The 22,839-nt window shown below is 48.1% G+C and carries 24 protein-coding genes; 5 read left to right on the forward strand and 19 right to left on the reverse strand.

The window, feature by feature from the left end; genetic code table 11:
- Positions 1-180 precede the first annotated feature (180 nt).
- A complete protein-coding gene (locus CLOSYM_RS14660; RefSeq protein ID WP_044902477.1) occupies positions 181-1,248 on the forward strand; it encodes an undecaprenyldiphospho-muramoylpentapeptide beta-N-acetylglucosaminyltransferase in 1,068 nt (355 codons plus the stop codon).
- Here the strand turns inward: CLOSYM_RS14660 and CLOSYM_RS14665 are convergent.
- From CLOSYM_RS14665 to CLOSYM_RS14730, 14 genes are all read right to left on the reverse strand, one after another.
- Positions 1,245-1,784, reverse strand: a complete 540-nt coding sequence (locus CLOSYM_RS14665; RefSeq protein WP_003503203.1) for an RNA polymerase sigma factor — start codon at positions 1,782-1,784, stop codon at positions 1,245-1,247. The genes CLOSYM_RS14660 and CLOSYM_RS14665 overlap by 4 nt on opposite strands.
- 9 nt (positions 1,785-1,793) lie before the next feature.
- Positions 1,794-2,216 (reverse strand): HIT family protein, encoded by a 423-nt coding sequence (locus tag CLOSYM_RS14670; RefSeq protein ID WP_044902479.1) that lies wholly within the window; start codon positions 2,214-2,216, stop codon positions 1,794-1,796.
- Between the two features lie 2 nt (positions 2,217-2,218).
- On the reverse strand, positions 2,219-2,848 hold the full coding sequence (locus CLOSYM_RS14675; protein ID WP_003503177.1) for a rhomboid family intramembrane serine protease: 630 nt from the start codon (positions 2,846-2,848) through the stop codon (positions 2,219-2,221).
- A 128-nt stretch (positions 2,849-2,976) separates the two neighbouring features.
- Positions 2,977-4,437, reverse strand: a complete 1,461-nt coding sequence (locus tag CLOSYM_RS14680; protein WP_044902481.1) for a DUF6382 domain-containing protein — start codon at positions 4,435-4,437, stop codon at positions 2,977-2,979.
- 15 nt (positions 4,438-4,452) lie between these two features.
- Positions 4,453-4,866, reverse strand: coding sequence for a hypothetical protein (locus CLOSYM_RS14685; protein ID WP_009298757.1), 414 nt, complete (start codon positions 4,864-4,866; stop codon positions 4,453-4,455).
- Between the two features lie 32 nt (positions 4,867-4,898).
- Positions 4,899-5,333 carry a prepilin peptidase gene (locus CLOSYM_RS14690; protein ID WP_003503171.1) on the reverse strand — a complete coding sequence of 145 codons (435 nt, stop codon included), beginning with the start codon at positions 5,331-5,333 and terminating at the stop codon, positions 4,899-4,901.
- A 116-nt stretch (positions 5,334-5,449) separates the two neighbouring features.
- Positions 5,450-6,190 (reverse strand): hypothetical protein, encoded by a 741-nt coding sequence (locus CLOSYM_RS14695; RefSeq protein ID WP_242828684.1) that lies wholly within the window; start codon positions 6,188-6,190, stop codon positions 5,450-5,452.
- Positions 6,191-6,635: 445 nt separating this feature from the next.
- On the reverse strand, positions 6,636-8,546 hold the full coding sequence (locus CLOSYM_RS14700; protein ID WP_021642712.1) for a DUF5702 domain-containing protein: 1,911 nt from the start codon (positions 8,544-8,546) through the stop codon (positions 6,636-6,638).
- Positions 8,547-8,556: 10 nt separating this feature from the next.
- Positions 8,557-8,736: a Flp1 family type IVb pilin gene (locus CLOSYM_RS14705; RefSeq protein ID WP_003503165.1), complete on the reverse strand. Its 180-nt coding sequence runs from the start codon at positions 8,734-8,736 to the stop codon at positions 8,557-8,559.
- 21 nt (positions 8,737-8,757) lie between these two features.
- Entirely contained in the window at positions 8,758-9,972 is a 1,215-nt protein-coding gene (locus tag CLOSYM_RS14710) for an immunoglobulin-like domain-containing protein (protein ID WP_021642713.1), read from the reverse strand.
- A gap of 93 nt (positions 9,973-10,065) precedes the next feature.
- Positions 10,066-10,839 (reverse strand): type II secretion system F family protein, encoded by a 774-nt coding sequence (locus CLOSYM_RS14715; protein WP_021642714.1) that lies wholly within the window; start codon positions 10,837-10,839, stop codon positions 10,066-10,068.
- Positions 10,829-11,983: a CpaF family protein gene (locus tag CLOSYM_RS14720; RefSeq protein WP_009298752.1), complete on the reverse strand. Its 1,155-nt coding sequence runs from the start codon at positions 11,981-11,983 to the stop codon at positions 10,829-10,831. The genes CLOSYM_RS14715 and CLOSYM_RS14720 overlap by 11 nt, the downstream gene beginning before the upstream one ends.
- An 80-nt stretch (positions 11,984-12,063) precedes the next feature.
- Complete coding sequence (locus tag CLOSYM_RS14725; RefSeq protein ID WP_003503158.1) at positions 12,064-13,071, reverse strand: P-loop NTPase family protein; 1,008 nt, start codon at positions 13,069-13,071, stop codon at positions 12,064-12,066.
- Entirely contained in the window at positions 13,068-13,610 is a 543-nt protein-coding gene (locus CLOSYM_RS14730) for an A24 family peptidase (RefSeq protein WP_021642715.1), read from the reverse strand. The genes CLOSYM_RS14725 and CLOSYM_RS14730 overlap by 4 nt, the downstream gene beginning before the upstream one ends.
- 401 nt (positions 13,611-14,011) lie before the next feature.
- Here CLOSYM_RS14730 and CLOSYM_RS14735 point away from each other — a divergent pair, with 401 nt between their 5' ends.
- From CLOSYM_RS14735 to glgB, 4 genes are all read left to right on the forward strand, one after another.
- Entirely contained in the window at positions 14,012-14,452 is a 441-nt protein-coding gene (locus CLOSYM_RS14735) for an ArsR/SmtB family transcription factor (RefSeq protein ID WP_330362910.1), read from the forward strand.
- 144 nt (positions 14,453-14,596) lie between these two features.
- Complete coding sequence (locus CLOSYM_RS14740; RefSeq protein ID WP_009298749.1) at positions 14,597-14,833, forward strand: YaaL family protein; 237 nt, start codon at positions 14,597-14,599, stop codon at positions 14,831-14,833.
- A gap of 38 nt (positions 14,834-14,871) precedes the next feature.
- Positions 14,872-16,218 carry an alpha-amylase family glycosyl hydrolase gene (locus tag CLOSYM_RS14745; protein WP_021642719.1) on the forward strand — a complete coding sequence of 449 codons (1,347 nt, stop codon included), beginning with the start codon at positions 14,872-14,874 and terminating at the stop codon, positions 16,216-16,218.
- A 4-nt stretch (positions 16,219-16,222) separates the two neighbouring features.
- On the forward strand, positions 16,223-18,175 hold the full coding sequence (gene glgB / locus CLOSYM_RS14750) for a 1,4-alpha-glucan branching protein GlgB (RefSeq protein ID WP_009298747.1): 1,953 nt from the start codon (positions 16,223-16,225) through the stop codon (positions 18,173-18,175).
- Positions 18,176-18,300: 125 nt separating this feature from the next.
- On the opposite strand, the gene CLOSYM_RS14755 is transcribed toward glgB, so the two are convergent.
- The 5 genes from CLOSYM_RS14755 to holB form a co-directional block, all read right to left on the reverse strand.
- Positions 18,301-18,921, reverse strand: coding sequence for a hypothetical protein (locus CLOSYM_RS14755; protein WP_009298746.1), 621 nt, complete (start codon positions 18,919-18,921; stop codon positions 18,301-18,303).
- 15 nt (positions 18,922-18,936) lie between these two features.
- Positions 18,937-19,785: a 16S rRNA (cytidine(1402)-2'-O)-methyltransferase gene (gene rsmI, locus CLOSYM_RS14760; protein ID WP_003503144.1), complete on the reverse strand. Its 849-nt coding sequence runs from the start codon at positions 19,783-19,785 to the stop codon at positions 18,937-18,939.
- Positions 19,786-19,872: 87 nt separating this feature from the next.
- Positions 19,873-20,610, reverse strand: a complete 738-nt coding sequence (locus tag CLOSYM_RS14765; protein ID WP_021642720.1) for a tRNA1(Val) (adenine(37)-N6)-methyltransferase — start codon at positions 20,608-20,610, stop codon at positions 19,873-19,875.
- Entirely contained in the window at positions 20,600-21,511 is a 912-nt protein-coding gene (locus tag CLOSYM_RS14770) for a PSP1 domain-containing protein (RefSeq protein ID WP_003503141.1), read from the reverse strand. Before CLOSYM_RS14770 ends, CLOSYM_RS14765 begins: the two co-directional genes overlap by 11 nt.
- 3 nt (positions 21,512-21,514) lie before the next feature.
- The gene (holB, locus tag CLOSYM_RS14775) at positions 21,515-22,504 is read right to left on the reverse strand and encodes a DNA polymerase III subunit delta' (protein WP_003503139.1); all 990 of its coding nucleotides are present in this window, start codon (positions 22,502-22,504) and stop codon (positions 21,515-21,517) included.
- Positions 22,505-22,839: the final 335 nt, after the last annotated feature.

Consider the following 22,839-nt stretch of genomic DNA (forward strand, 5'->3'; position numbering starts at 1 on the left):
TGTTGCAGTTTGGCCGAAGGCTGAACTGTAACTAAGGGTTTAATTGCACTGGATTTGCAGTATACCTTTTCATGTGCATATAGTATAATATTCTAGTCGTTCTGCGGCTGCCGCCGCAGGCAGCATTCCGCTGTCCGGGAATTGCAATTGCCGGACAGTTAAGTTATGGAGGAAACCTTTATGAAAAAAATCATTCTGACCGGAGGCGGTACCGCCGGCCACGTCACCCCTAATCTTGCGCTTCTCCCTTCTCTTCAAAAAGAAGAATTTGAAATCCGCTATATCGGTTCCTATAATGGAATCGAGCGCCGCCTGATCGAGGAGACAGGTATTCCCTACGACGGTATCTCGTCCGGAAAGCTCCGCCGCTATTTTGATATTAAAAACTTCTCCGATCCTCTGAGAGTCCTGAAAGGCTATGCAGAGGCTCTGAAAATTATGAAAAAATACAAACCGGATGTCGTATTTTCTAAGGGCGGTTTTGTCGCCGTCCCTGTCGTATTAGCCGCCAGGCACCACAAGATCCCTGTTATTATACATGAATCTGATATGACGCCCGGCCTGGCTAATAAGATTTGTATCCCTATCGCTAAAAAAGTTTGCTGTAATTTCCCTGAAACCTTGAAGTATCTTCCTGAAGACAAGGCCGTTCTGACCGGCTCCCCTATCCGGGAAGAGCTGTTGAATGGCGATCGTCTGGCTGGATTGCAATATACCCATCTTTCTGCCGGCCTTCCCGTCATTCTTGTAATCGGTGGCAGCCTTGGCTCGGTAACTGTCAATCAGGCCGTTCGCAGTATTCTTCCTGAACTGTTAAAGAATTTCCAGATTATACATATCTGTGGCAAAGGTAATCTGGACGAAAGCCTGATTGGTATGGAAGGCTATGTTCAGTATGAATATGTGGATAAACCTCTCCGGCATCTGTTCGCTGCCGCCGATCTGGTCCTGTCCAGAGCGGGAGCCAATTCCATATGTGAGATTCTGGCTCTCAGAAAACCCAATATTCTGATTCCTCTTTCTGCCGCCGCCAGCCGTGGAGACCAGATCCTGAACGCCAACTCTTTCGCAAAACAGGGATTCAGCGCTGTTCTCGAAGAAGAGGCCCTTACAGGTGAATCTCTCCTGCAGGCAATCAATGAGACCCATAAAAACCGCCGGGCATTCATTGATAAAATGGCAGAAAGCCACTTGAACAACGCAGTATCTACCATCATTGAGCTGATTAATGAGTGCTGTAATGATTAACGGTAATCATCAAGTAATCCGGCTTCAATAATTCTTTTGCGGAGTTCTTTTCTGGCTCTTGATAACCGGGAACGACAGACTGTTCCCGGTATTTTCAGTATCTCACACGTCTCCTCTGTCGATAATTCCTGTATTATCCTCAGAATTATAACATCACGCCAGTCCTTCTTCATACCATTGACAAGTTTCCATATCTCACGATATAGTTCATTATCCATAATGCAGGTTAATGTGTCCGTCCCCAGCAGCTTCGTCATGAGCAGGAATTCTTCATCCTGATCATCAATACTCGCTACGCAGCGAGAATTCTTCCTGATGCTGTCTCTCCATCTGCTATACAATATCTTAATTAGTATGGTTGTCTTCAGTTTTGCATCCCAATCCATCGGATAGCGTTCATAATATCCCATGATCGTATCATGCACTATATCTTCAATGTCATCATAGTGTACGCCTATACTGGCGGCAAACCTTTTGAGCGGAACGGAGTAGTCTTCGTATAATTCCTTTAAAAGCCTGCGTTCTTCCTGCCGCATACATTTCTCCTATGATTGTAATACTTCTTTTATGCTGCTGCTGATTTCTGCGAATTCAGCCGAATCAGCCTTCCCCGGCTCCCACGTAACCATGGCTGGTCCGCCCTCGTATCTTGGAATGATATGTACATGAAAATGAAAAACTGTCTGTCCTGCTGTCTCCCCGTTATTCTGTACCACATTAAATCCAGCGCATCCCAGAGCCTGTTTCATCGCCGCACCGATTTTGCCTGCCAGCGGAAGCACCTTTGCTGCGACCTGTTCATCCAGTTCACAGAGATCTTTAAAGTGTTCCTTTGGCAGTATCAGAGCGTGTCCCCTGGATGCCGGACCCAAATCCAGAATTACCCGAAATTCTGAATCCTCATATACCGTGGCCGATGGTATTTCCCCTCCTGCAATTTTGCAAAAAATGCAATTACTATCTGTCATTTTCACCACTCCTTATTTTCTGCATTATATATGCATCTTTTATTTTTACCGGGTTTTCTATAAAAAATCATCCCCAGAAAAATACCAATTAGCAGGCCGCCCACATGCGCAGCATTATCGACTCCTGTGCTCGTAAACCCGTGATACAGAGTTACGGCCACAAGTATCATTAGCTGTTGTGTACTCAGATCTTCCAGCCGGCCACGGTTTACTGCCACCGCATACACGAGTCCGCCTACAACACCAAATATTGCGCCTGAAGCTCCGGCCGAAACAACATAGTACCCTCTCCCCATGTTTACAGCCAAAGATATAATATTTGCACCTATACCGCATAGCAGGTAAAAAATCAGATATTTTACCTTTCCAAGTGCCCGTTCCAGATTATCTCCCAGAACAAATAATACTAGCATATTATTGATCAGATGTCCAATTCCAAAATGCATGAAAACAGAAGTGAGCAGTCTGTAATACTCACCGTACTGCAATATAAGAGGCGCATACATGGCGCCCCGTTTAACCATAAATCCTGTATTTAATGAGGATCCTGTAATTTCCAGAAAAAGAAAATAGATTATATTAACAGCTATAATAGCACCGTTTACATATGCCTTTTTACCATGATTTCCCATATCGCACATCCTTCAATGGCACTATTATAGCACAGCAATTAACGATATTCTATGGAATTTTGCAAAAACACTACATTGATGTAAATCGACATTTTTCTACATCTTTTTTATGTTTTTGGTTACATATTTTACCCCTCATACGTTTCTATAAAATAGTATTTTAAATCTGCAACCGTGATCACATCCCTATTTTGGATACTAACCGTCTCATTAGCCTGCAGCTTATATCCACCTACACTGGTACCGTTCGTTGAGTTTAAATCAGTAATAATATATACCCCCTCTCTCTTATCTACCCGCAGATGAAGACGGCTGACCGTAGGATGCCGGATGCAGAAATCTGCCAGTTCCGGATGCTTACCGATAACAAACGGAACATAAGTAATCTCAATATTTTCTTCTTCCCGGTTAATGCTTTCAAATAACGGGAATCGGTTCTTATCTTCATCCTGCGTCAGCAGGGCTGTTCCATTCTCCTGCGCATGCAGTTCTTCCTGCCGATCCTCCTCTGCCTTCCTCTGCCGGTATTCCGTCACACTTTCGGGCTGAAAACGCCATGATTCCTCTTTTATAACAGGATTCAATACATTTTCCGTTTTGCCATACTTAAATTCAGGTGCAGCAGTAATATCCACCGGGCCGGCAGCGGGTTCCTTTTTATATTTTTTACCGCCGCTCATTCGGAGTTGCAGCAATCTTACCGCCGCTGCCGCTCCGGCCGCCACCGCCGCCGGAAGACCATACCTTGATATACCCTCCCGGCCGGTAAAATACCATATTCCCCCTTCCATTGCCAGGAACATAAGAAAACACTGAAGTGTTTTGGTGATTTTAGCGGTTGCTGCAGCAGCTTTTATCCTGCCGGTATATTTTTCTTCTGTGAAATGTTCTTTTAAATCCTCTTTCCCGACGTGTTCATATATTGGCCGTACGCTGCCAATACTATCAATTGCCTTGTTTTCTTCTGGTATGTATGTCCTGAACTCATCTTCCGTTTTATGCTGTTCCCTGCTTTCATCCCTGCTGCCATCCCTGCGTTTGAAAATTACATCTTCCGTTTCTCTCAAATGCCTCAAGAGATCTGACATCCCATAATTCTCGCGCAGACTCTCGTGATACAGGTTATAGGCCATGACAACGCCTTCCCTGTCCTTGTGGTTGATTTTTTCCAGAAGAAACCGAAGCAGTTCTGATAGGGCTGCCGGGAAATCGCAGGAATAGCCGGGCAAAAGACAGAGCGAAACGGTAAACCTGTCCGGATCTATATATATAAATTCCGGTTCGAGGAGTATCTGCTCCTCTTTCAGCAGATACTCCTCGATTTTTGAAAGAACCCGGGAGAGGCTCAGCAGAATGGAGCGGATTTCTCCTCCATTTATCTTTCTCTGCTCCAGAAGCCGGTTCAGCGGCTGTCTGGATGTAATTTCATAATAGAATTCCCGTTTATCCTCATACTGCCTCACACGGAATCTGAGCAGCCCCTCTATTGTATTAGATGCAAGCATCCTGCATTCATATCCCCCTCCCTCAGAAGGGGCATCCAATATCATATAATTGTGGTTAACCTCTCTTTTATAACGAACTTCCACTTGTCTATCCCCCGTTTAAATTCCGGCAGCCCTAAGCAGCCGGAGAAAATTTTCCGGATCAAACTTTTTTACCGATATATCTGTTTCTGTTTTCATTTTCGCAGTTCCTGAGATTCTGTTTCCCTTTTCCTTCAATGAAATATTTCCTCCTCCGCACCAGAAATATCCCCGGTAATCCTGCTGTGCATTGCTCTCCATTTCAGACAGTGTCTGTCCCTCCTCCAAACGGGTGCCACATTCCAGCGCCTCCTGCAAAACCATATTTCCTGCCACACGCGCATGTATGTCGAATACCCCTGTGATCAGGGACGCTATAAACAAAAACAGCGCGGACATCACAAGCGCGGCCTCTACCGTAAAGCTGGCATCCAGTCTTCCTCCGTCTCTTTTCTTTCCAATCTCCCTATACTCTGTCACGCTTTTTGCCATCGGTGATACCTCCCAAATTTACTATATTCCAATCATTTTCCTGTACTTACGAACAACAGCCAGAACCAGGCCGGTATAATGAATGGTAAAAACGGCAGGCGCATTTTTCCTGCATTAATACCATGAATAAATCCCCATGCTGCCATCCCCAGACTGCACGTCCCGCAGAAAAAAAGGCCGCATAGAAAAAGCACGATAGTTCCGTAAGAGCCAAGATAACAGGCTGACACAATAAAAAAACAGCCGTCGCCCGCACCTGCCGCACCTCCGGTACAGATTGTCACAAGAAGCAGAAATATCCCAGGCAAAAAGGCAGCTAACACCCCGGAATATTCCTGCCATGCTCCGGTCAACAGCCCCAGCGCTCCGGTTATCCCAAACAAGACAAGCAGCCATATCGGTATTTTTGCCGTCCTGAGATCGTACCAGGCTGATAAGAGTAAGAAAATACTATATACCAGTTCCATTCTTTATCCCCCTTTATTTGTAACAGCAATGCATTTCACAGAGCGGGAGTGTGCTCCGCAGACTGTATCTTCTCCCGCAGCCCCAAACCACGACAATCTTCCCCCGGACGAAAGACTCATATAGCACAATCACCCACCCGTCCGCTGGCCTGCGGCGGGGTATGAAAAGTACCACAATAAGAGCATGCTCCCAGATGCTCCACCTCAGACAACGGTACTTTCTTTACATAATATGCGATGGAGGTACAGTCCGGTCTACTGTGAAAATATTTACCATTTGGCATAATGTACACGGTCGTTCCGCTCACTGCCGCGCTTCCACAGATACTGCAGGGCTTGTAATGGCTTTGGCTGCTGCTGAGTTTATCTTTTACCGTGTCATAATCTAATGACGAAATATCGTTAGATATGTAGTGGCAATCCGGTGACAAATGATATCTGGTTCCTGTCCTTCCGATAAAAACCATTCTTTCTGATTTGTCTGCCTCCGCTCCCCCCTGTGAATTGCGTCCCCCCTCGCTCCCGATCCATCCTCGTTTAAAGCTTACGGAAGCCGCCGGCACACTGTCCAGGACAAACACCCGAAACGGCAGCATGAGTCTGTATTTCGCCCGGAGATAAATCTCCTCCCCATTTTTCATAATTTCCGTACCTGAAAGATCCAGTCCGCTGATTCTCCCCGGCCCGGCCGCTTCCCTGATTTTCACCTCCAGAAATGCCCGTACCGCGCCTTCGGCAAAAAGCTCTGCCGTCACAAGCGAATCCGTTCCAGCCGTATCACGGAGTTCTTCTCCTTCTGTCCGTCTGTAAAATATGTACGCATACTGGCTCAGCTCTCTGGCCGTCGTTTCCAGCACTGTTTGTATTTTCCTCTGTGTATCCAGCATTTCCATCGGCATTGCCAGAATTATAACGGCGAATATAAATACCGTCAGGCTCAATGATGCTTCAAGCGTCAGGCTGGCCTCTAATAATCCCCTTCTTGTTTCGCCTCTGCCCAGCCCAATTTCCCCCTTCCCAATAATAAAATCTATTTGTATATTCTTCCTCCCGGCTATTGCTGCAGAATAAGAAGTAAAAACTCCGCCCGGGACAGGATACAACACCCTTATTCAGAATCAGGCTGAATCTATCTTAAATTTATAAGAAAAATTTTGCTTGAAAATCTATATTTTTTGCATTTGAAATAGATATAATTGGAGACTTGCGATGTACTTGGAGAGGCACATTTTTAACTTCCTGTTTTCTGAATAAGGGCATTGTATTCTGCCCCGGACGCAGCCGGCTACTGCCTGTTCCTGCTTAATATGCTTTAACTGCTTTTTTGGAAATTGGTATCACTGTTCCCCGGCCTTTGTATTCCGCCTCCAGCCTGTATGCGCATTTTCTCATAAGAAACGATGGCTGGCCGGTTCTTATGTTTTTCTGAATCATATCCATCATTCGGTACTCCTTTTTCGGAAGACCGGAAAGCCAAAACAGCAGTTTCAGATAGGACTGGTAATCCAGCCCTTCCCCTTCATTCCCGGATACTCCAAGCTCCCTAAACAGCGCTGTTCCTGATTCTGCCAAACCCGTCAGGGATACCCTCCACTCTCTTCCCTGCTTCAGAAACGGTACCTTTCCTCCTTCCAAAAGTGCTTTCACATCTTCAACCGACTCCGCCAGGGCCCATACCGTCAGGATAAAAAAAGTAGTCACCGACACCAGGGGCGCAATGCCCGAAGCTCCTGTTATTGCAGCCGCCAAAAGTTCCGCCTCCCGGCGTTTTTCCGGATCCTTAAGCAGTGACATCAGATTCATGGCCTCCCTGATTGCTATGATTTGATTCACTGTATTTTTCAGGTTCTCCCTGTCTGAAGCGGAACCGGACAGGAGATACTCCTGTTCATATTTGACGTGACGTTCTTCTTCCGACAGGAAGTTCGTATAAAAACCGGCGGCGTATTCATGAAGTAATGCGGTTTCCGGCAGAAAATTGCCCGCCCCTCCATTATATCCGGTAAATCCCGGCATTTCCGTAACAGACATTTCTGTAACAGAGGGAAACTGCTGCTTATCAATTCTGTCCGGCGAAACTTTTTTCCCTTCCGGCACGACTATGGACAGCAGATCGCTTCCGGCCAGGCGGCTTAATGATTCAAGAACCTTTCGCTTTTTTCTGTCCTTTTTTCCTGTCCCGGCAAACCGTGAGTCGTACGTAAACTTTCCTGTAACTGACAGCACCCTCCTCCACAGGCGCTTTTCGTCCAGCTCGTCATCCTCGTCGTCCGGTTCCCATGAATCAATATACTCCTGTACTTCCACTGACTGCCGGATCGCATCCTCAACGACCGCTTTATTCCGTTCTGCCGTTACTTCTGTCTGCTTTACCTCCCTATGCCGGCTGCCTTCTTTATCTGTATAGGAGCGGTAGCTCTCCATCTCCTCCGAGAGCAGCTCCCAGTTTGGGGGCTTCAAATCCCCCTGTTTCTTTGCCGCACCGGATTCCGCCATCCGGATCTCCCTGCTCAGTTCCTCCGCTTTCTCTTCATATTCCCGGACCAGCAGAGGAATCCGCTCCAGTTCCTTATTCAATTTTTCTGCTGTTTTTATAAATCCTGTGCCGTTGCCGTTACTCAGCTGCCGGTTCCCGGCCTCCATGTAATTTTTCTGCCGTTCCAGGCTTTCACCAATATTCTCGATGCTTTCTTCCAGCTTCAGAAGCTGTCTGCCGCATTCCTGGTATTGTTCCGCAATGGCGCCAAAGCTTTCCGCTTCCTTTATCCCGTCCATCGTTTCCTTTAAAATACCGGCATCATATTCCACATTCCAAATCCCTTTTTTCATATAGTCCAGGATTTCTTTCTCAAACCACCGGCCGCCGCCGTCCGTAATCAAAACAGGAGATGAAACAGTCAGATTCCTGTCTGTGACCAGATAAAACGGGGCATCTCTGAAATAACTGTCCAGATAAGGCTCCATCTCCGCAGCCAGTCCGCCGCTCTCATCAAATTCCAGCGCAAATATTCTATACTGTTCCCATACATCCCGGTGATACTTACTCATCAGGGAATCCAGCGAGGAATCGAGAGCCATCTGCATATACCACCCGCTTCCGGCTGTTCTGACGGATTCAAAGAGGCCTCCCATGAGGGCGCAGATGCAGGTTAGAATCAGGCTTAAAAAAACTGTAATACTTGCATCCGCTTCACCCATCAGATTTTTCCGCATCACCTTCCTCCTAATAGACTTCCTTCGATTTACTGTTAATTTGCTTGAAAATGTTATTTAACAGCGTATTAATCTGTGACTTGAAAATCAACACTAGTCCAATTACCACGACGAGTATAAGCACGATTTCGATAACTGTAACCCCCTCCTCATCGTTCCAAAATGCGATAATTTCCTTTTTTAACCACATACACAGTCTCCTTTCCTCAATTCAGATTCCAAAGGCCAAAAAGGCCGGAACCGTTATCATTACCATAACAATCAGCAGCATCATGAATAAAGGCAGCAAAAGCTTTGTCGAGGCTTCCTCACCGAGACGTCTGGCCAGGTTCTTGCGCTGTTCAAAGGCGGCTTCCATCTCAGCCTCCAGTACCGGAGTCAGGCTTTTTGAACCATTCTTTACGTTCTGTTCCAATATTCCAGCAAGTTTTCTGTAAGGAAGAACCCTGCACCTGTTACCAAACTCGGAGTATGCCCGAATCTCCGGCACTCCCCTCTGCATCAGATAATAGGCTGCCGCCATCTCTTCATAAGCCGCACGTTTCCCGGCTTTTTCCTCTGTCCGGCGGTAATCCTCCACGATCTTTGCCCACGCTTTCCTGACCGGCAGTCCGGCGCCCAGAAAGACTACCAGTCTTGACAATATCTCTGAATAGTCCATCATCATCTGACATTCCCGCTTTTTCTTTGCCTCCCGTTCCCTCTGCCTGTCTTTAAGCGGCAGAAGAATTGCCGCCAGGATCCCCAACAGAGGGAACATCAGGCTGCTGCGCCCCCGGTCTGCGCTGTAAGTAAGTGTTTTCCCTTCAAATTCTTCCGGTAAGATGAACACCTCCGAATACTTCTGTTCCTCCTCCTTTTCCATGAGAAAGTTCTCAAAAGCCGCAAGTTCTTTTTCCTCCTGCGTCCTGCCCGGCGGGAGAACGTTTACCCGGTATATATAATCCTCTGCATATTCTCCTGCTTTTAATGTGGCAGTCAGAAATGTCTCTCTGCCGCTCTCCGGACATCCGCTGTTAAATACTTCTCCCGAAGCGCTGATCAGCTCCGTGTCATCAGGCTGCCACCGGACCGATATCCCGTACTTGTCAAGCCAGGTGACAAGCTCCAGCCTGCTCTGCACCTGTTCCAGCGATTCATTACCGCCTGCAATTTGAGCGGATAATTCTTCTGCCGCCATATGAATTGCATCTGCCGCCTGCTCCTTTGTATACCGGCGTTCGCCAATCCTGACAGCCAAAGGCACTTTTTTGGCAAGCAGCCCTTCCACGAGAATCTCCTGCTGTGTTTCGCCCTGACCATATGTATTCCTTTCGAGCCCATTCCCTTTTGTCAGGACTGTGTCCTGTTTTTCCACAAAGGTAACGGCCAGCGCCAGAATTATCCCCAAACTCACACAGATAACCTGTCTTTTGTCCAGTTTCAAGAAACCACCTCATCCCATATTCTCTCCTTTTTGCATTTACTCTTTTCACTATAAATTTATTCTGTTTCATCTTTCTGTGTTTTCATCCTCTTTTTACAATTCAATATCCAGTATTTTAAACGAAAGGAAACACGATGCACAATAAATCAAAAGACACCCTGTCATAACCACTCTTCCGGCAGCCGTGCCGTACATCTGCCGGAAAAAACCGGGAGATGAAAATTCAATATAAATGACAATACAGTATGGCACCAGATTCATAATCTTCTGTTCAAACTGCTTTTCAGCCGTCATCGTCAAAATTTCCTCCCTGACCTGAAGTCTGTCACTAATCACATGAACCGTATGATTGACTACCGATACCAGTTCACCTCTGCTCCGCTTTGAAACAGCAAAGATATCGGAAAAATTTTTGATTTCCTCCAGCCCGCTTCTGTCCGCAAACTCTGCCAGCAGCGTCTCCACCGTCCTGTTCATCCTCAGCTGATGGGCTATATAGGAAAATTCCTTTGTTATCATTCCCTCCCGGCCGTAAAGCTCCTCCAGCTCGCGAAGACTGCCTGCAAAAGCATTCTCAACCGAATACCCCGCCCCAAGCGATGAAGACAAAATCAGCACCGCTTCCTTAAACTGACGCCTCAGTTCCTCCTGCCTCTGCAATGCAAGTTCTTTTTTCTTTGCCAGAGGATACAGGAAACCCACCGGAAGGAACAGCAGAAATGCCGTAAAGCTCCGGTAGAACACGTATGCCGTGGCTGCACAGAACATGGCTCCCTCCGCCAGATACAAAAGCCACTCCCTTCCTGAAAGGCGGTATCTGCCGTAATCCTCCTGTCCGGCCCGTATACCGGTCCGTTCAGCTCTCAAACCCTCCTGCCCGCAGCTTTTCCCTGTTTCGAAGCTCCCCGACCTTTTCCAAAGATCCTTCGACCCATTGTCTGTCTCTTGCCTGCTTCTCACGGAAGGTAAAAAGCGGCTCCAGCCTGACCTCTCCGTTCTCACATCCAATCACCTCCGCTATCTCAAGTACCTTTCTGCTCTTATCCCGCATTCTGCCCAAATGCACCATTAATTCCAGCGCCGATGCAATCTGGTTTCTAACGGCTGCCAGCGGCAGGTCCGCCGCCATCAGCACCATCGTCTCAAGGCGTGTTACCATATCCCTCGGACTGTTACCGTGCCCGGTGGAAACGGAACCGTCATGGCCTGTATTCATGGCCTGGAGCATCTCCAGGGCCTCCGCCCCTCTTACCTCCCCCACCAGAATCCGGTCCGGTCTCATTCTGAGACTCGCCCTGATTAAATCCCGCATGGATATCTCCCTGCTGCCGTCCCGGTTTTCGACTCTCGTCTCCAACCGCACCAGATTAGGTACATGACGGATCTGGAGCTCGGCCGAATCCTCAATCGTGATGACCCTCTCATCCTCCGGAATAAATTCAGACAAAGCATTTAAAAATGTCGTTTTTCCCGAACCCGTGCCGCCGCTGACAAAAATGTTATACCCGGCCCTGACGGCCGTTCTCAGAAAAACCGCAGCCTCCCTGCTGATACTTCCCAGCCGTATCAGCTTGTCCATCGTAACAGGCTCCGGAAATTTTCTGATTGTCAGAACAGGCCCGTCGACAGCTACGGGGGCCAGAACCACATGTACTCTGGAACCGTCCTCCAGCCTGGCGTCCGCAATCGGGGATGACAGATTGACGGTCCTGTTTACCCGGCTCACAATCTGTTGAATCAAATCTTCAAGCTGCTCTGCCGAATCAAAAGCTTTGTCCCATCGGCTTAACCGTCCCTTCTTTTCAATAAATATATGATCTTTTCCATTTACCATGATTTCAGTTATATCAGGATCGTCCACCAGCTCCTGCAGGATGTCCAGACGCCTGAAGGAGTCAAACAATTCTTTTTTCAGCCGGAGCCTGGACTTGAGCGGCAGGTAGGACCGCTCCGCCTCACCGGCCACCGCAGCGTCAATCATCTCCTGAAGCTCTTCATCCTCGAGCTGCATCCGCCCTTCCAGCTCTCTCAGAAGCCCTGCTTTCAGCCTGTCTTTTCTCTCCTTTTCTTCCGCCAGGGCCGGTATCCCGTTTATGGCCTTCTACCTCCCCTCAGAAGCTGTCTCACATAATCCCCCAGCTCTCCCCACAAGAGCTGCTCAAGATAATTCTCCCTTCTCCCAAAGCTGCTGTGATATGGCAGCTTCAGCTTCTTAATTTTCTCCCTCAGCGCCCCGTTTCCCGAAACATCGAGATACCGTTCGAATTCTTCAAGCTTCGCCAGTGAAACGCTGTCCTCCTTTACCGGCATATAAATTACGGAACAGAGTTTCATCAGCCCATAAACAAATTTCCCATGGCTGCCGATATCCAGAATTACGTTTTCATATCCGCCCTCACCGGCTATCGTTTCAATCAGACCTTCCACCTGCCCCGCATCCGTATCCGCCAAATCCTCCGGGTAACGGACAGGCGGCACATAATCAAGGGCATCCAGGGAATGCACGACGCTGTTCAGGCGCAGCAGGTTATAATTGCCCTGACTGAAAAAGTACAGAAGATCCGCTAAATCCTCTTTATATTCCGTCTTCGTAAGTATCGAAAGGCCGGAACACTCCTCCAGATTCAGGTAAAGGGTACGGCTTTCCTGTGCGAGCAGCTGTCCCATTGTGATTGCCAGTGACGTTTTAAGGCATCTGCCTACCGGTGAATAGACTCCCAGTATCTTTGCCGCCGCCCGCATGGCGGTGCCCGGAACCGCCTCCGCCGACTTCTCACAGTAGCAGGCCATCACTTCACGAATGATATTACCGCTGGACTGGTACTTATAGATGCTCGGATACTCCATATCAGCCTGTAAAGTCTCTCCGTCCGCCAGGCACATCACTTTACCCGCCCCCAGTTCCTCCGCCTCCTCCCGGCTGACCGCGCTGCTGATCAACAGCAGCTCCACAGGATTCTCCTTTGCAAATTTCTTTAACTTGTCAAAGGAGGAAAATGCAAGCACGTCGAACGGAATCTTCTCCGTCTGGTTCACCACATCCGCAAATCTGGCCGCATAGAGCGGATCGACATCGTATATCGCCATGATATGTCTCATAAAGCACCTCCGTATATTGCCAGCCAGACACAAAAACCGCCCCACAAAAAAGGAACCAGGCGAAATTTCATCCCATCCGGCCCTCCTGGCGGGTAATAGGGAAGAATCTGCTCCGACTGAAACAAATGTTTAATATAATTCAGGAAATATTTGATACGTTCTGCAAGAATATGCTGCTTCAGCATATAGAATAAAGACCACACGGCCGCAGCCGCCAGACCATAGAAAATAATCTCAACCCCTCTGTCCATCCCCATATATCCGGCAATGACAGCCATCACTTTGATATCTCCGGCTCCCATCATCCTGAACAGAAAAAGAGGGAAAAAAATAATTACTGTAAAAAAAGTACGGATAAAAAACAAGGCTATGACGGTAAAAACTGCTCCGCTCCCGTCCCCTGGCGACGGCCCCCGAATAAAACCGGCTATGCCGAAAGCCGCCGTGCCGAAAAGTATCAGAACATTGGGCACTCTTCCTTTTCTAAAATCGCAGAGAGCCGAGCCTGTCAAAAAGGACAGCAAAAAGAATTTTTCCAAACAACCTCCCCTTTCCTAAATTGAATCATTCCGGTTACAGGCATAACTAAATAAGCAGAGCAAACTGCAAAAAACGCACCAAAACACCTCGCGGAATACAACCTGTGAACAGTAACTTGACGGCAACTGAATAGTACTGCTGGAAAATAAACGAATAATAAAACCAGATTCATGAATCAAGAAATAAGATAAATCGAACTGTGATACAGTTAGAATGTTTCTTTATTATGAACACTTTCTCCTGAAAAGTCAACTCCCTTTTACAAAAATTTTCACCAAAAAAGACGCTTATTTTTTATTCATTTATTCCCCGCTCCCCTGCTGTCTTTACATTGACTGAAAACAGCAAAAATGATAAAATAATAATAGTTTAAATTTTTAAACCAAAGGAGGGAGAACGGTTGCCTGACATCTCTGAACTGAAAAATTTATTTCACGAATGTATGCCCCTCTTCATTGCACTAGGCGATGAAATCAGGCTGTCCATCATCGAATCTTTGACCGATGCAGCCTACCGGACATGCGACGGTGATTTTTCATCTGAAAATCTCAGCCGGCACGGTTTAAATGTACGGGAAATCACCGATAAAACAAACCTGTCCCGGCCCGCAGTCTCCCACCACCTGAAATTATTAAAAGACGCCGGACTCATCTCCATCCGCCGTGAAGGCACCTGCAATTACTACTACCTGACCATCGGCCAGAGCACCCGGCAGCTTACCAGGCTGGGCACCGAGCTCCAGTCATTCCTGGGCATGGATACATATAAAAAAGCCGGGGAACCGTACTCCGGCGCTTTAAATAACCGTAACGTTTCAGACGGCATGAACAGTTATGAATAACCGAACGGTTATGCATAATCTTACCATTCCTGTATATACTAATTACAGCATCCATAAACTGCACAGAAAACGCAACAGTTCGGACAGTAAGAACGGTTACGGAAAAGCGCAATATTGTGATTACAATTTACAGGAGTGAAAACCATGAAATCTACAAGGCATACAAAACGCGGCATACAGGCCCGCAGGCTGGATCCGGAACTTCTGGAAGAGCTTAAAAAGGCCATGGGAACCATCGACACCGCCATCAACCGTTTTGAACAGGTCGTGGATCCCACATTGATCGACTGTTATATTTATGAATTAAAAGCTGCGCAGCTTCGCTATCAATTCCTTCTCCGGAGCATTAAAGAGCAGGAGACAAATTACAGTTTGAACTGATTTATACGCATAGCGCGTGCTGCCGGGGGAGGACAAGCATGGCACATAATAATAAAACCTGGTATGAAAAGGCCGTCTTTTATCACATGTACCCTCTGGGTATGACCGGCGCGCCGAAACAGAATATTGAGACAGAGGCCGAAAGCCGTTTCGGGGAACTGAACCTGTGGATTCCCCATATCAAAAGCCTGAACTGCAGCGCCGTTTACATCGGCCCGCTGTTTGAGTCCTCGACTCACGGCTACGATACAAGGGATTATAAGCTGGTGGACCGGCGTTTGGGAACAAACGATGATTTCAGAACTTTTGTCAGACTCTGCCATGAACAGGAAATCCGTGTTGTCGTTGACGGGGTATTTAACCATACCGGACGTGATTTCTTCGCTTTCCGTGACATTTGTGAGAACCGGGAATCTTCACCGTACCGGAACTGGTACAGAGGCGTCGATTTTGGCCGGAACAGCCCGATGGGAGATCCCTTCGGCTATGAGTCATGGCACGGCATCTGGGAGCTTCCCTGCCTGAACTTATATAATCAGGAGGTTAAGAACTATCTTCTGGATACGGTCCGGTTCTGGGTCCGGGAGTTTGATATCGACGGGATCCGTCTGGACTGCGCCAATGTTCTCGATTTCCAGTTTATGAAAGAGCTGAGACGGCTCACAGACACGGTGAAGCCTGCTTTCTGGCTGATGGGGGAGGTTATTCACGGTGAGTATTCCCGCTGGGTGAATGATGAGATGCTCCATTCCGTGACAAATTATGAGATGCACAAGAGCATCTACTCCGCCCATAATGATCACAACTATTTTGAGCTGGCCCACAATGTCCGCAGGCTGGAAGCCGTAGGGAAAAAGCTCTATACCTTTGCCGATAATCACGACGAGGACAGAATTGCCAGCAAACTGCTTAATAAATCACACCTGAAGCCCCTATATGCGCTCCTGTTTTCACTTCCCGGGATCCCCTCCCTTTACTATGGCGGAGAATGGGGATTAGAAGGGCGCAGAACGCCGCATTCCGACGATGAACTGCGGCCTGCAATCGATATTGCTTCGGCCGGCAGCCGTTTCTGCGGACTGACTGAGTTTATCAGCCGTCTGGGCCGGATTCATCTGGAAGAACCGGCGCTTCACGGAGGAGAATACAAAGAGCTGCTTCTGACCAACCGCCAGTATGCATTTGCCCGTCTGTCCGGGGCCGGGGATATTATCACTGCAGCCAATAACGACGATAATCCTGCTGTAATCAGCGTACCATTCAATACCTGCATGAACGAATGCACCGATCTGTTGTCCGGCCGGACATTTAAAGTATGTGACGGCAGGGTTCAAATAGAATTAGAGGGTAACGATGCAGTTATCCTCAGAATAACGGAGGGTTAACATTATGACGGGAAGTAAAAACACCGGCAGTACCACCAGGAAATCACCTGCTGCCAAATCAAAGATGTCCGGTCTTGGAGTGATCGGCGAATTGGACCGCTATTATTACGGTGAAGGACGCCATTACAAAATCTTTGAAAAGCTGGGAGCCCATCCGTTTACATATCAGGGGAAAGACGGATATTACTTTGCCGTATGGGCGCCTCATGCAGTATCAGTCAGTGTCGTCGGAGATTTTAACGGATGGAATCCCGACTTGAATCCGATGATGCCGGTTAAAGACAGCGGCATTTATGAAGCTTTTGTACCAGGCCTGGCATCCGGGCAGCTTTACAAGTATGCCATCACAACCGGCAGCGGAAAAATTCTCTTTAAAGCAGATCCCTATGCTTTCACCGCCGAATACAGGCCGGGCACCGCATCTGTGACCACAGATATCAGGGGATTTAACTGGAGCGATTCTTCATGGATGGAAAAACGAATGAAAGCGGATCCTGTAAAATCTCCCATGTCCGTCTACGAAGTACATATTGGTTCCTGGAAAAAGAAAAACCGCCAGGAAAAAGACGGTTATTACACTTACATGGAAGCGGCGCATGAGCTGGCTGATTATGTTAAAATGATGGGTTACACCCATGTCGAACTGATGGGAATCGCCGAGCATCCCTATGATGGTTCCTGGGGATACCAGGTAACCGGATATTTCGCTCCGACCTCCCGTTACGGGACACCGAAGGAATTCATGTATTTTGTCAATTATCTGCACAAAAAAGGCATCGGCGTTATTCTGGACTGGGTACCGGCTCATTTTCCGAAAGATGCCCATGGCCTTGCCGATTTCGATGGACAGCCGCTTTATGAATATGCGGATCCCAGAAAAGGGGAGCATCCCGACTGGGGTACCAAGGTATTTGATTACGGTAAATATGAAGTATCCAATTTCCTGATTGCAAATGCTCTGTACTGGCTTGAATATTATCATATCGACGGCCTCAGGGTGGATGCCGTGGCGTCCATGCTGTATCTGGATTACGGACGCAGCGACGGCCAGTGGATCCCCAACAAATACGGGGATAATAAAAACCTGGAGGCAATCGAATTTTTCAAACATTTGAACAGCGTCATAAACGGAAGGAAAGACGGAGCCATGATTATCGCCGAAGAATCCACGGCCTGGCCGAAAGTAACCCATAGCCCGGAGGACGGCGGCCTCGGCTTTACCTTCAAATGGAACATGGGCTGGATGCACGATTTCCTGGAATATATGAAGCTGGATCCATACTTCAGAAAACACAACCACAACAAGATGACGTTCGGTATTACCTACAGTACAAGCGAGAATTTTATCCTGGTACTCTCACACGATGAGGTTGTCCACCTGAAATGCTCTATGATTAACAAGATGCCCGGCGAATATGAAGATAAGTTCGCCAACCTGAAAGCAGGCTACACCTTTATGCTGGGCCATCCCGGCAAGAAGCTTCTGTTCATGGGCCAGGATTTCGGGCAGCTCCATGAATGGGATGAAAAAACGTCGCTCGACTGGTATCTGGCCGATGAACCGCTTCACGGGGATTTACAGAATTATGTCCGCGGGCTGCTGACACTCTATAAAAAATATCCGGCGCTGTACCGGCAGGATAACGACTGGGACGGTTTCCAATGGATTAACGCCAATGACGCCGACCGGAGTATTTTCAGCTTCATCCGCCGTGATGAGACAAAGAAGAAAAATTTACTTTTCATCTGCAACTTTACGCCAATCCCCCGGGACGACTACCGCGTAGGCGTGCCGAAACGCGGTAATTTTACGCTTCTTCTTGATAATGAACACGGCCTGTATGAAAAAGGCGACGGACCGGCCGTGTATAAATCGTCGAAAGGTGAATGCGACGGACAGCCCTATTCTTTCTCTTATCCGCTTCCAGCTTACGGAACGGCCATTTTCAGATTTTGATTAAGCAACATTAACCTGCACGCTCCGCGCACAGGTCAACCATCAATAAAAGGGAATTACGGACAGATACCCGCCCCATTGGCGGCCGTCCGCAATTCCCTTTTATTCACACTGTTCCGTTTGTGTCAATCTGTGCCTTGATTTTGTTCCGGCATTGCATAGCTTTTAACGGCATAGGCCGCCGCCCTGCACAGATCAATCATCAGGGGAAGCTCTTCCAGCGAAATCGTCTTTCCCTGAATCTCACTCCCCAGTGATTTTTCACGGAGCACCTGAACGGTGTGCAGGTGCTTCTCCTCTGCCACCGGCTCGATCCGGACCCGGAACGCTCTGGTCTGTAAAAGCAGATCAGCCAGATTGCTTCCGGGAAGAATAAGCTGGGTAAAGGCCGGATTGCCGCTCTTTATCAGATACTGGGAATCCAGATCACGGTAGCGCACTTTGATCCCCTGCTTTGTTATCATATCTGCGCCTTTTCGTAATACCGTAGAGGGTCGTAAATCCAGGTGGTACGGATATGTAAGCTCTGCCTGTGTGTAAGCAGCACAAGTCAGGCCGTAGCCGTATCTTGAACTGGAGGTAATAACAGGAGCCACAGACAACGGAGCCGTATCCATATCCAGGAGCAGCTGGCAATGAGGATACTGCCCCTCATACGGATTCCCCATAAGGCAGCCTCCGTTCGCTTTATAGTACTGATATAAAATGCGGTCAATATCATTATCACTGTAGTACGAATCGTGCATACCATCCTCCGTTTCTTATTCTCCATCCTCCAGAAGCTGCTGGTAGACCTCCCTTTTACTGACTCCCCGATCCTTCGCCACCAGCTTCATCGCCTCTTTCTTATCCCTTCCTTGTGAAAGATAATGCTCCATATGCTGATTCAGCGGCATCTCTTTCCAGTCCTCCTGGCCCTCAGCCTTCAAGTCACGGATAGAACGCCCCTCGATCACGATCACACACTCGCCCTTCGGTTCATTTGCACCGTAATACCTGACCGCCTCCCCCAGCGTCGTACGGAAGGCCGTCTCATACTTCTTTGTAAGCTCTCTGCATACAGCGGCGCGCCTGTCGCCCAGCGCCTCATAAAGCTCCCCCAGCGTCCGCAGCAGATGATGGGGAGCCTCGTAAAGTATAATTGTCCTGGTCTCCGTTTTCAGTTCTTCCAGGATCCACTGCTTTTCCTTTTTATCCACGGGCAGAAACGCTTCAAAACAAAATCTTCTGGTACCCAGCCCGGATATCGTTAAAGCCGTAATACAGGCCGCAGGCCCGGGCAGTGACGTCAGCTCAATACCTGCCTCGCAGCATTGCTTCACCAGCTCTTCTCCGGGATCCGAGATTCCCGGTGTCCCGGCGTCGGTGATCAGAGCCACATTTACGCCCTCTCTCATTTTATCCACCAGATACCTGGCCTTGTCCACCTTATTAAATTCATGGTAGCTTGTCATAGGCGTTTTAATGTCGAAATGGTTCAGCAGTTTGATGCTGTGCCTCGTGTCCTCCGCTGCAATCAGATCCACTGTCTTCAGCGTTTCCAGTACACGCAGCGTTATATCATCCAGATTTCCGATCGGTGTGGCGCATAAATATAGTTTTCCCTGCATAGATTCTCCCCGCGTCCGTTCCTCGCTTTTGATTCATTAACTGTTATAGGAAACACAAGTTTGTCATTTCCTATATGTCCGGTTTATTTAATATCCGTATATATCATAGATTTCGTCTGTATACACACCCTGCTCCCTGTAAACAATCAGAGGCTTCTCCACCTTAATCATGGATCTGCCGCCCCGTACCGCCTCGATCAGGACCATATTTGCCTCCTTATCGACAAATGGGTGGACCAGCTTCATCCGTTTCGGTTCCAGCCGGTATGCTGTAAGCGCTGTGATAATCTCAATCAGCCGGTGGGGCCTGTGAACCATATAAAAACGGCCTCCGGGACGCAGCACTCTGGCCCCTTCCCTCACCACGTCATCCAATGTACAAAGCACCTCATGGCGGGCAATAGCCTTGGCTTCATCCGGGTTTTTAAGGCCATGACAGTTATTCATGTAAGGAGGGTTTGTAGTTACCACATCAAAAGAGGCCCCGCCGAAAATCAGGCCGGCCTCTTTGATATCGCCCCTTATGATGTCTATTCTATCCTTTAATCCGTTAAGCTCCACGCTCCGCGACGCCATATCCGCCATCTCTTCCTGGATTTCAAGACCGGTAAAATGTTCCCCTTTCGTCTTTGCTTCCAGAAGTATCGGAATTATCCCGGTTCCGGTTCCGAGATCCAGCGCTTTCTCACCCGGCCTTACATCAGCAAAGCCGGACAGCAGAACGGCATCCATTCCAAAGCAGAAGCCGTTCTCTTTCTGGATAATCCGGTAACCGTTTCGATGCAGTTCATCGATTCTCTCGTGTTCTTTCAGATTAATTATCATCTAACTTCGATTTTCCTTCCTTGCGTTCCAGCGCCTCAAGCGCTTTCAGTTCGGCATCGTTCACATTAACGCGGTCACGTCTGCGTTTCGGTCGGAATTTAAGCTGTTCCACCTTATATTCCCGGATTTCCTTCTCATCCCGGTCAACCGTAACAACCACTTTGACAAGCTGGCGCAGAACGCTCACACTGTGAACCTCTCCCTTAAGTCCGTCGTCCGTCGTTACATAATCTCCTATATTCGGCAGCTTGCTGTTCAGCTCCTCATATGTCTCTTCTTCATTCTTCAGACAGCACATCAGACGGCCGCAGACACCCGAAATCTTGGTCGGATTCAGAGAAAGATTCTGTTCCTTCGCCATCTTGATGGATACGGGAATGAACTCTGACAGATAGGAGTGGCAGCAAAGCGCCCTTCCGCAGATGCCGACGCCTCCCATAATCTTGGTCTCGTCGCGGACACCAATCTGGCGCAGCTCAATCCTGGTTTTAAATACGGCGGCCAAATCCTTCACCAGCTCACGGAAATCTATCCTGCCATCGGCGGTGAAATAAAACAGCACCTTATTGTTGTCGAATGTATACTCTGCATCGATCAGTTTCATCTGAAGATCATGCTTCTTAATCTTCTCCAGGCAAATCTTGAACGCCTCTTTTTCCTTCTCTTTATTCTTTCTCTCCACCTCTTCGTCCGCACGGGTTGCCATCCTGATGACCGGCTTAAGCGGCTGCACCACTTTCTTGTCCTCCACCTCACGGTTCCCCAGAACCACGTGGCCGAACTCGATACCACGCGCAGTCTCAACGATCACATGATCGCCCGTCTTTATCTCCATTCCGGCCGGATCAAAGAAATACACCTTTCCGGCTTTGCGGAACCTGACACCGATTACTTTAATCATATATCAATTCTCCTTCATTGTTAACAGCATAAGCTCCAGGGCCAGCTCCGTATTGACATTTGCATTGAGCCTTGCCTTGGCCTTTTCTATCGAATTTAAAATCGTCTCCAGCCCCTCATAGGAACTCTTCTGGCAGAGGCCGCTGACAACTCCATATTCATCTTTAAATACAAGTGTGTTGATATCCTTCGTCACCTTGAACATCAGAATATCACGGTACCAAAGCTGCATGAAATCCAGACATTCAAATAAATCCAGATTATCCTCCTGCAGTTTTTTTATATAATCCAGCAGCATGGGGATGTCCATCTCTTTAATATTCTTAAGAAGAGTCAGCACCTCCTTATAAAGAAGGGAAAATTCCTCCGAAGAAGCGAGATGGATCGCCTTGCCCAGGTTTCCCCTCGCAAACGCTGCATAAATATCTGCTTTACTTTCCGGCACTTCCATCATCTCCGACAGATAACCGCTGACCACATAATCCTTCAGCGGGCGGAGCTTGAGCTGGATGCATCTGGACAGAATCGTCGGCAGAAACACCTCCTGATTCGTCGTCATTAAAATGATGACCGCGTAGGCCGGAGGCTCCTCTATCGTTTTAAGAAGTGCGTTCTGCGCCTGAACCGTCATCTTTTCAGCCTCATCAACCATGTAGATCTTATAGCCGCTGCTGTACGGTTTCACCATAATCGTGTCATTTATCTGAACACGGATGTCATCCACGCCGATGCTGGCGGGCTTTTCATGCGTCACCCAGATAACATCCGGATGGTTGCCCGACATAATCTGTTTGCAGGAGTGGCACTGCATACATGGTTCCTTATCACTTTTTTCGCAGAGCAGTGTCATGGCAAATGCCCTGGCGATCGTCTTTCTTCCCATCCCCTCTTCACCCGACAGAATGTAGGCATGTGAAACCTTGTGGTATTCGATCGCCTTTTGTAAATGGTCCTTCACCATGTCATGTCCGATAATATCATGAAAACCTGCCATATATTCCTCCTGAAAACGGTAGTTAAAGCTTTTCGGTTATTATACCACAAGATTAAAATGCTGCATAGTATTGAATATCTGGTAACTATTCGCCTGCCTTGTTATTTGAGGCTGGAGGACGCGCCCGGAACGGACCGTGTCCGGTGTGGCGGGGGCCGGCTGAGTCTTTTGTCCCCGGTTGAAAGTTGTCGTGAGGAGGGAATCCGGCCGGAATGAATTGCTGCGGGGACCGTTTGCACTCTTTGGAGTGCGCAGCAGTGCTAAAAGCTCAAGGGACCTCGCTGAGTGGCTGCGACAAGGTCCGTCCCCCGCACTTAACGCGTGAGACAATCAGC

The organism is [Clostridium] symbiosum ATCC 14940, assembly GCF_000466485.1.
In the GTDB taxonomy this organism is placed as follows: domain Bacteria; phylum Bacillota; class Clostridia; order Lachnospirales; family Lachnospiraceae; genus Otoolea; species Otoolea symbiosa.

Bases quoted from the DNA above. Each gene is read 5' to 3' on its own strand.
- CLOSYM_RS14745 (WP_021642719.1), top strand. From the start codon at position 14,872: ATGGCACATAATAATAAAACCTGGTATGAAAAGGCCGTCTTTTATCAC.
- CLOSYM_RS14705 (WP_003503165.1), bottom strand. From the start codon at position 8,736: ATGTGGTTAAAAAAGGAAATTATCGCATTTTGGAACGATGAGGAGGGG.
- CLOSYM_RS14755 (WP_009298746.1), bottom strand. From the start codon at position 18,921: ATGCACGATTCGTACTACAGTGATAATGATATTGACCGCATTTTATAT.
- CLOSYM_RS14685 (WP_009298757.1), bottom strand. From the start codon at position 4,866: ATGGCAAAAAGCGTGACAGAGTATAGGGAGATTGGAAAGAAAAGAGAC.
- CLOSYM_RS14660 (WP_044902477.1), top strand. From the start codon at position 181: ATGAAAAAAATCATTCTGACCGGAGGCGGTACCGCCGGCCACGTCACC.
- rsmI (WP_003503144.1), bottom strand. From the start codon at position 19,785: ATGCAGGGAAAACTATATTTATGCGCCACACCGATCGGAAATCTGGAT.
- CLOSYM_RS14765 (WP_021642720.1), bottom strand. From the start codon at position 20,610: ATGATAATTAATCTGAAAGAACACGAGAGAATCGATGAACTGCATCGA.
- glgB (WP_009298747.1), top strand. From the start codon at position 16,223: ATGACGGGAAGTAAAAACACCGGCAGTACCACCAGGAAATCACCTGCT.
- CLOSYM_RS14670 (WP_044902479.1), bottom strand. From the start codon at position 2,216: ATGACAGATAGTAATTGCATTTTTTGCAAAATTGCAGGAGGGGAAATA.
- CLOSYM_RS14690 (WP_003503171.1), bottom strand. From the start codon at position 5,333: ATGGAACTGGTATATAGTATTTTCTTACTCTTATCAGCCTGGTACGAT.
- holB (WP_003503139.1), bottom strand. From the start codon at position 22,504: ATGGCAGGTTTTCATGATATTATCGGACATGACATGGTGAAGGACCAT.
- CLOSYM_RS14725 (WP_003503158.1), bottom strand. From the start codon at position 13,071: ATGAGACATATCATGGCGATATACGATGTCGATCCGCTCTATGCGGCC.
- CLOSYM_RS14665 (WP_003503203.1), bottom strand. From the start codon at position 1,784: ATGCGGCAGGAAGAACGCAGGCTTTTAAAGGAATTATACGAAGACTAC.
- CLOSYM_RS14720 (WP_009298752.1), bottom strand. From the start codon at position 11,983: ATGCAGCTCGAGGATGAAGAGCTTCAGGAGATGATTGACGCTGCGGTG.
- CLOSYM_RS14770 (WP_003503141.1), bottom strand. From the start codon at position 21,511: ATGATTAAAGTAATCGGTGTCAGGTTCCGCAAAGCCGGAAAGGTGTAT.
- CLOSYM_RS14700 (WP_021642712.1), bottom strand. From the start codon at position 8,546: ATGCGGAAAAATCTGATGGGTGAAGCGGATGCAAGTATTACAGTTTTT.
- CLOSYM_RS14740 (WP_009298749.1), top strand. From the start codon at position 14,597: ATGAAATCTACAAGGCATACAAAACGCGGCATACAGGCCCGCAGGCTG.
- CLOSYM_RS14675 (WP_003503177.1), bottom strand. From the start codon at position 2,848: ATGGGAAATCATGGTAAAAAGGCATATGTAAACGGTGCTATTATAGCT.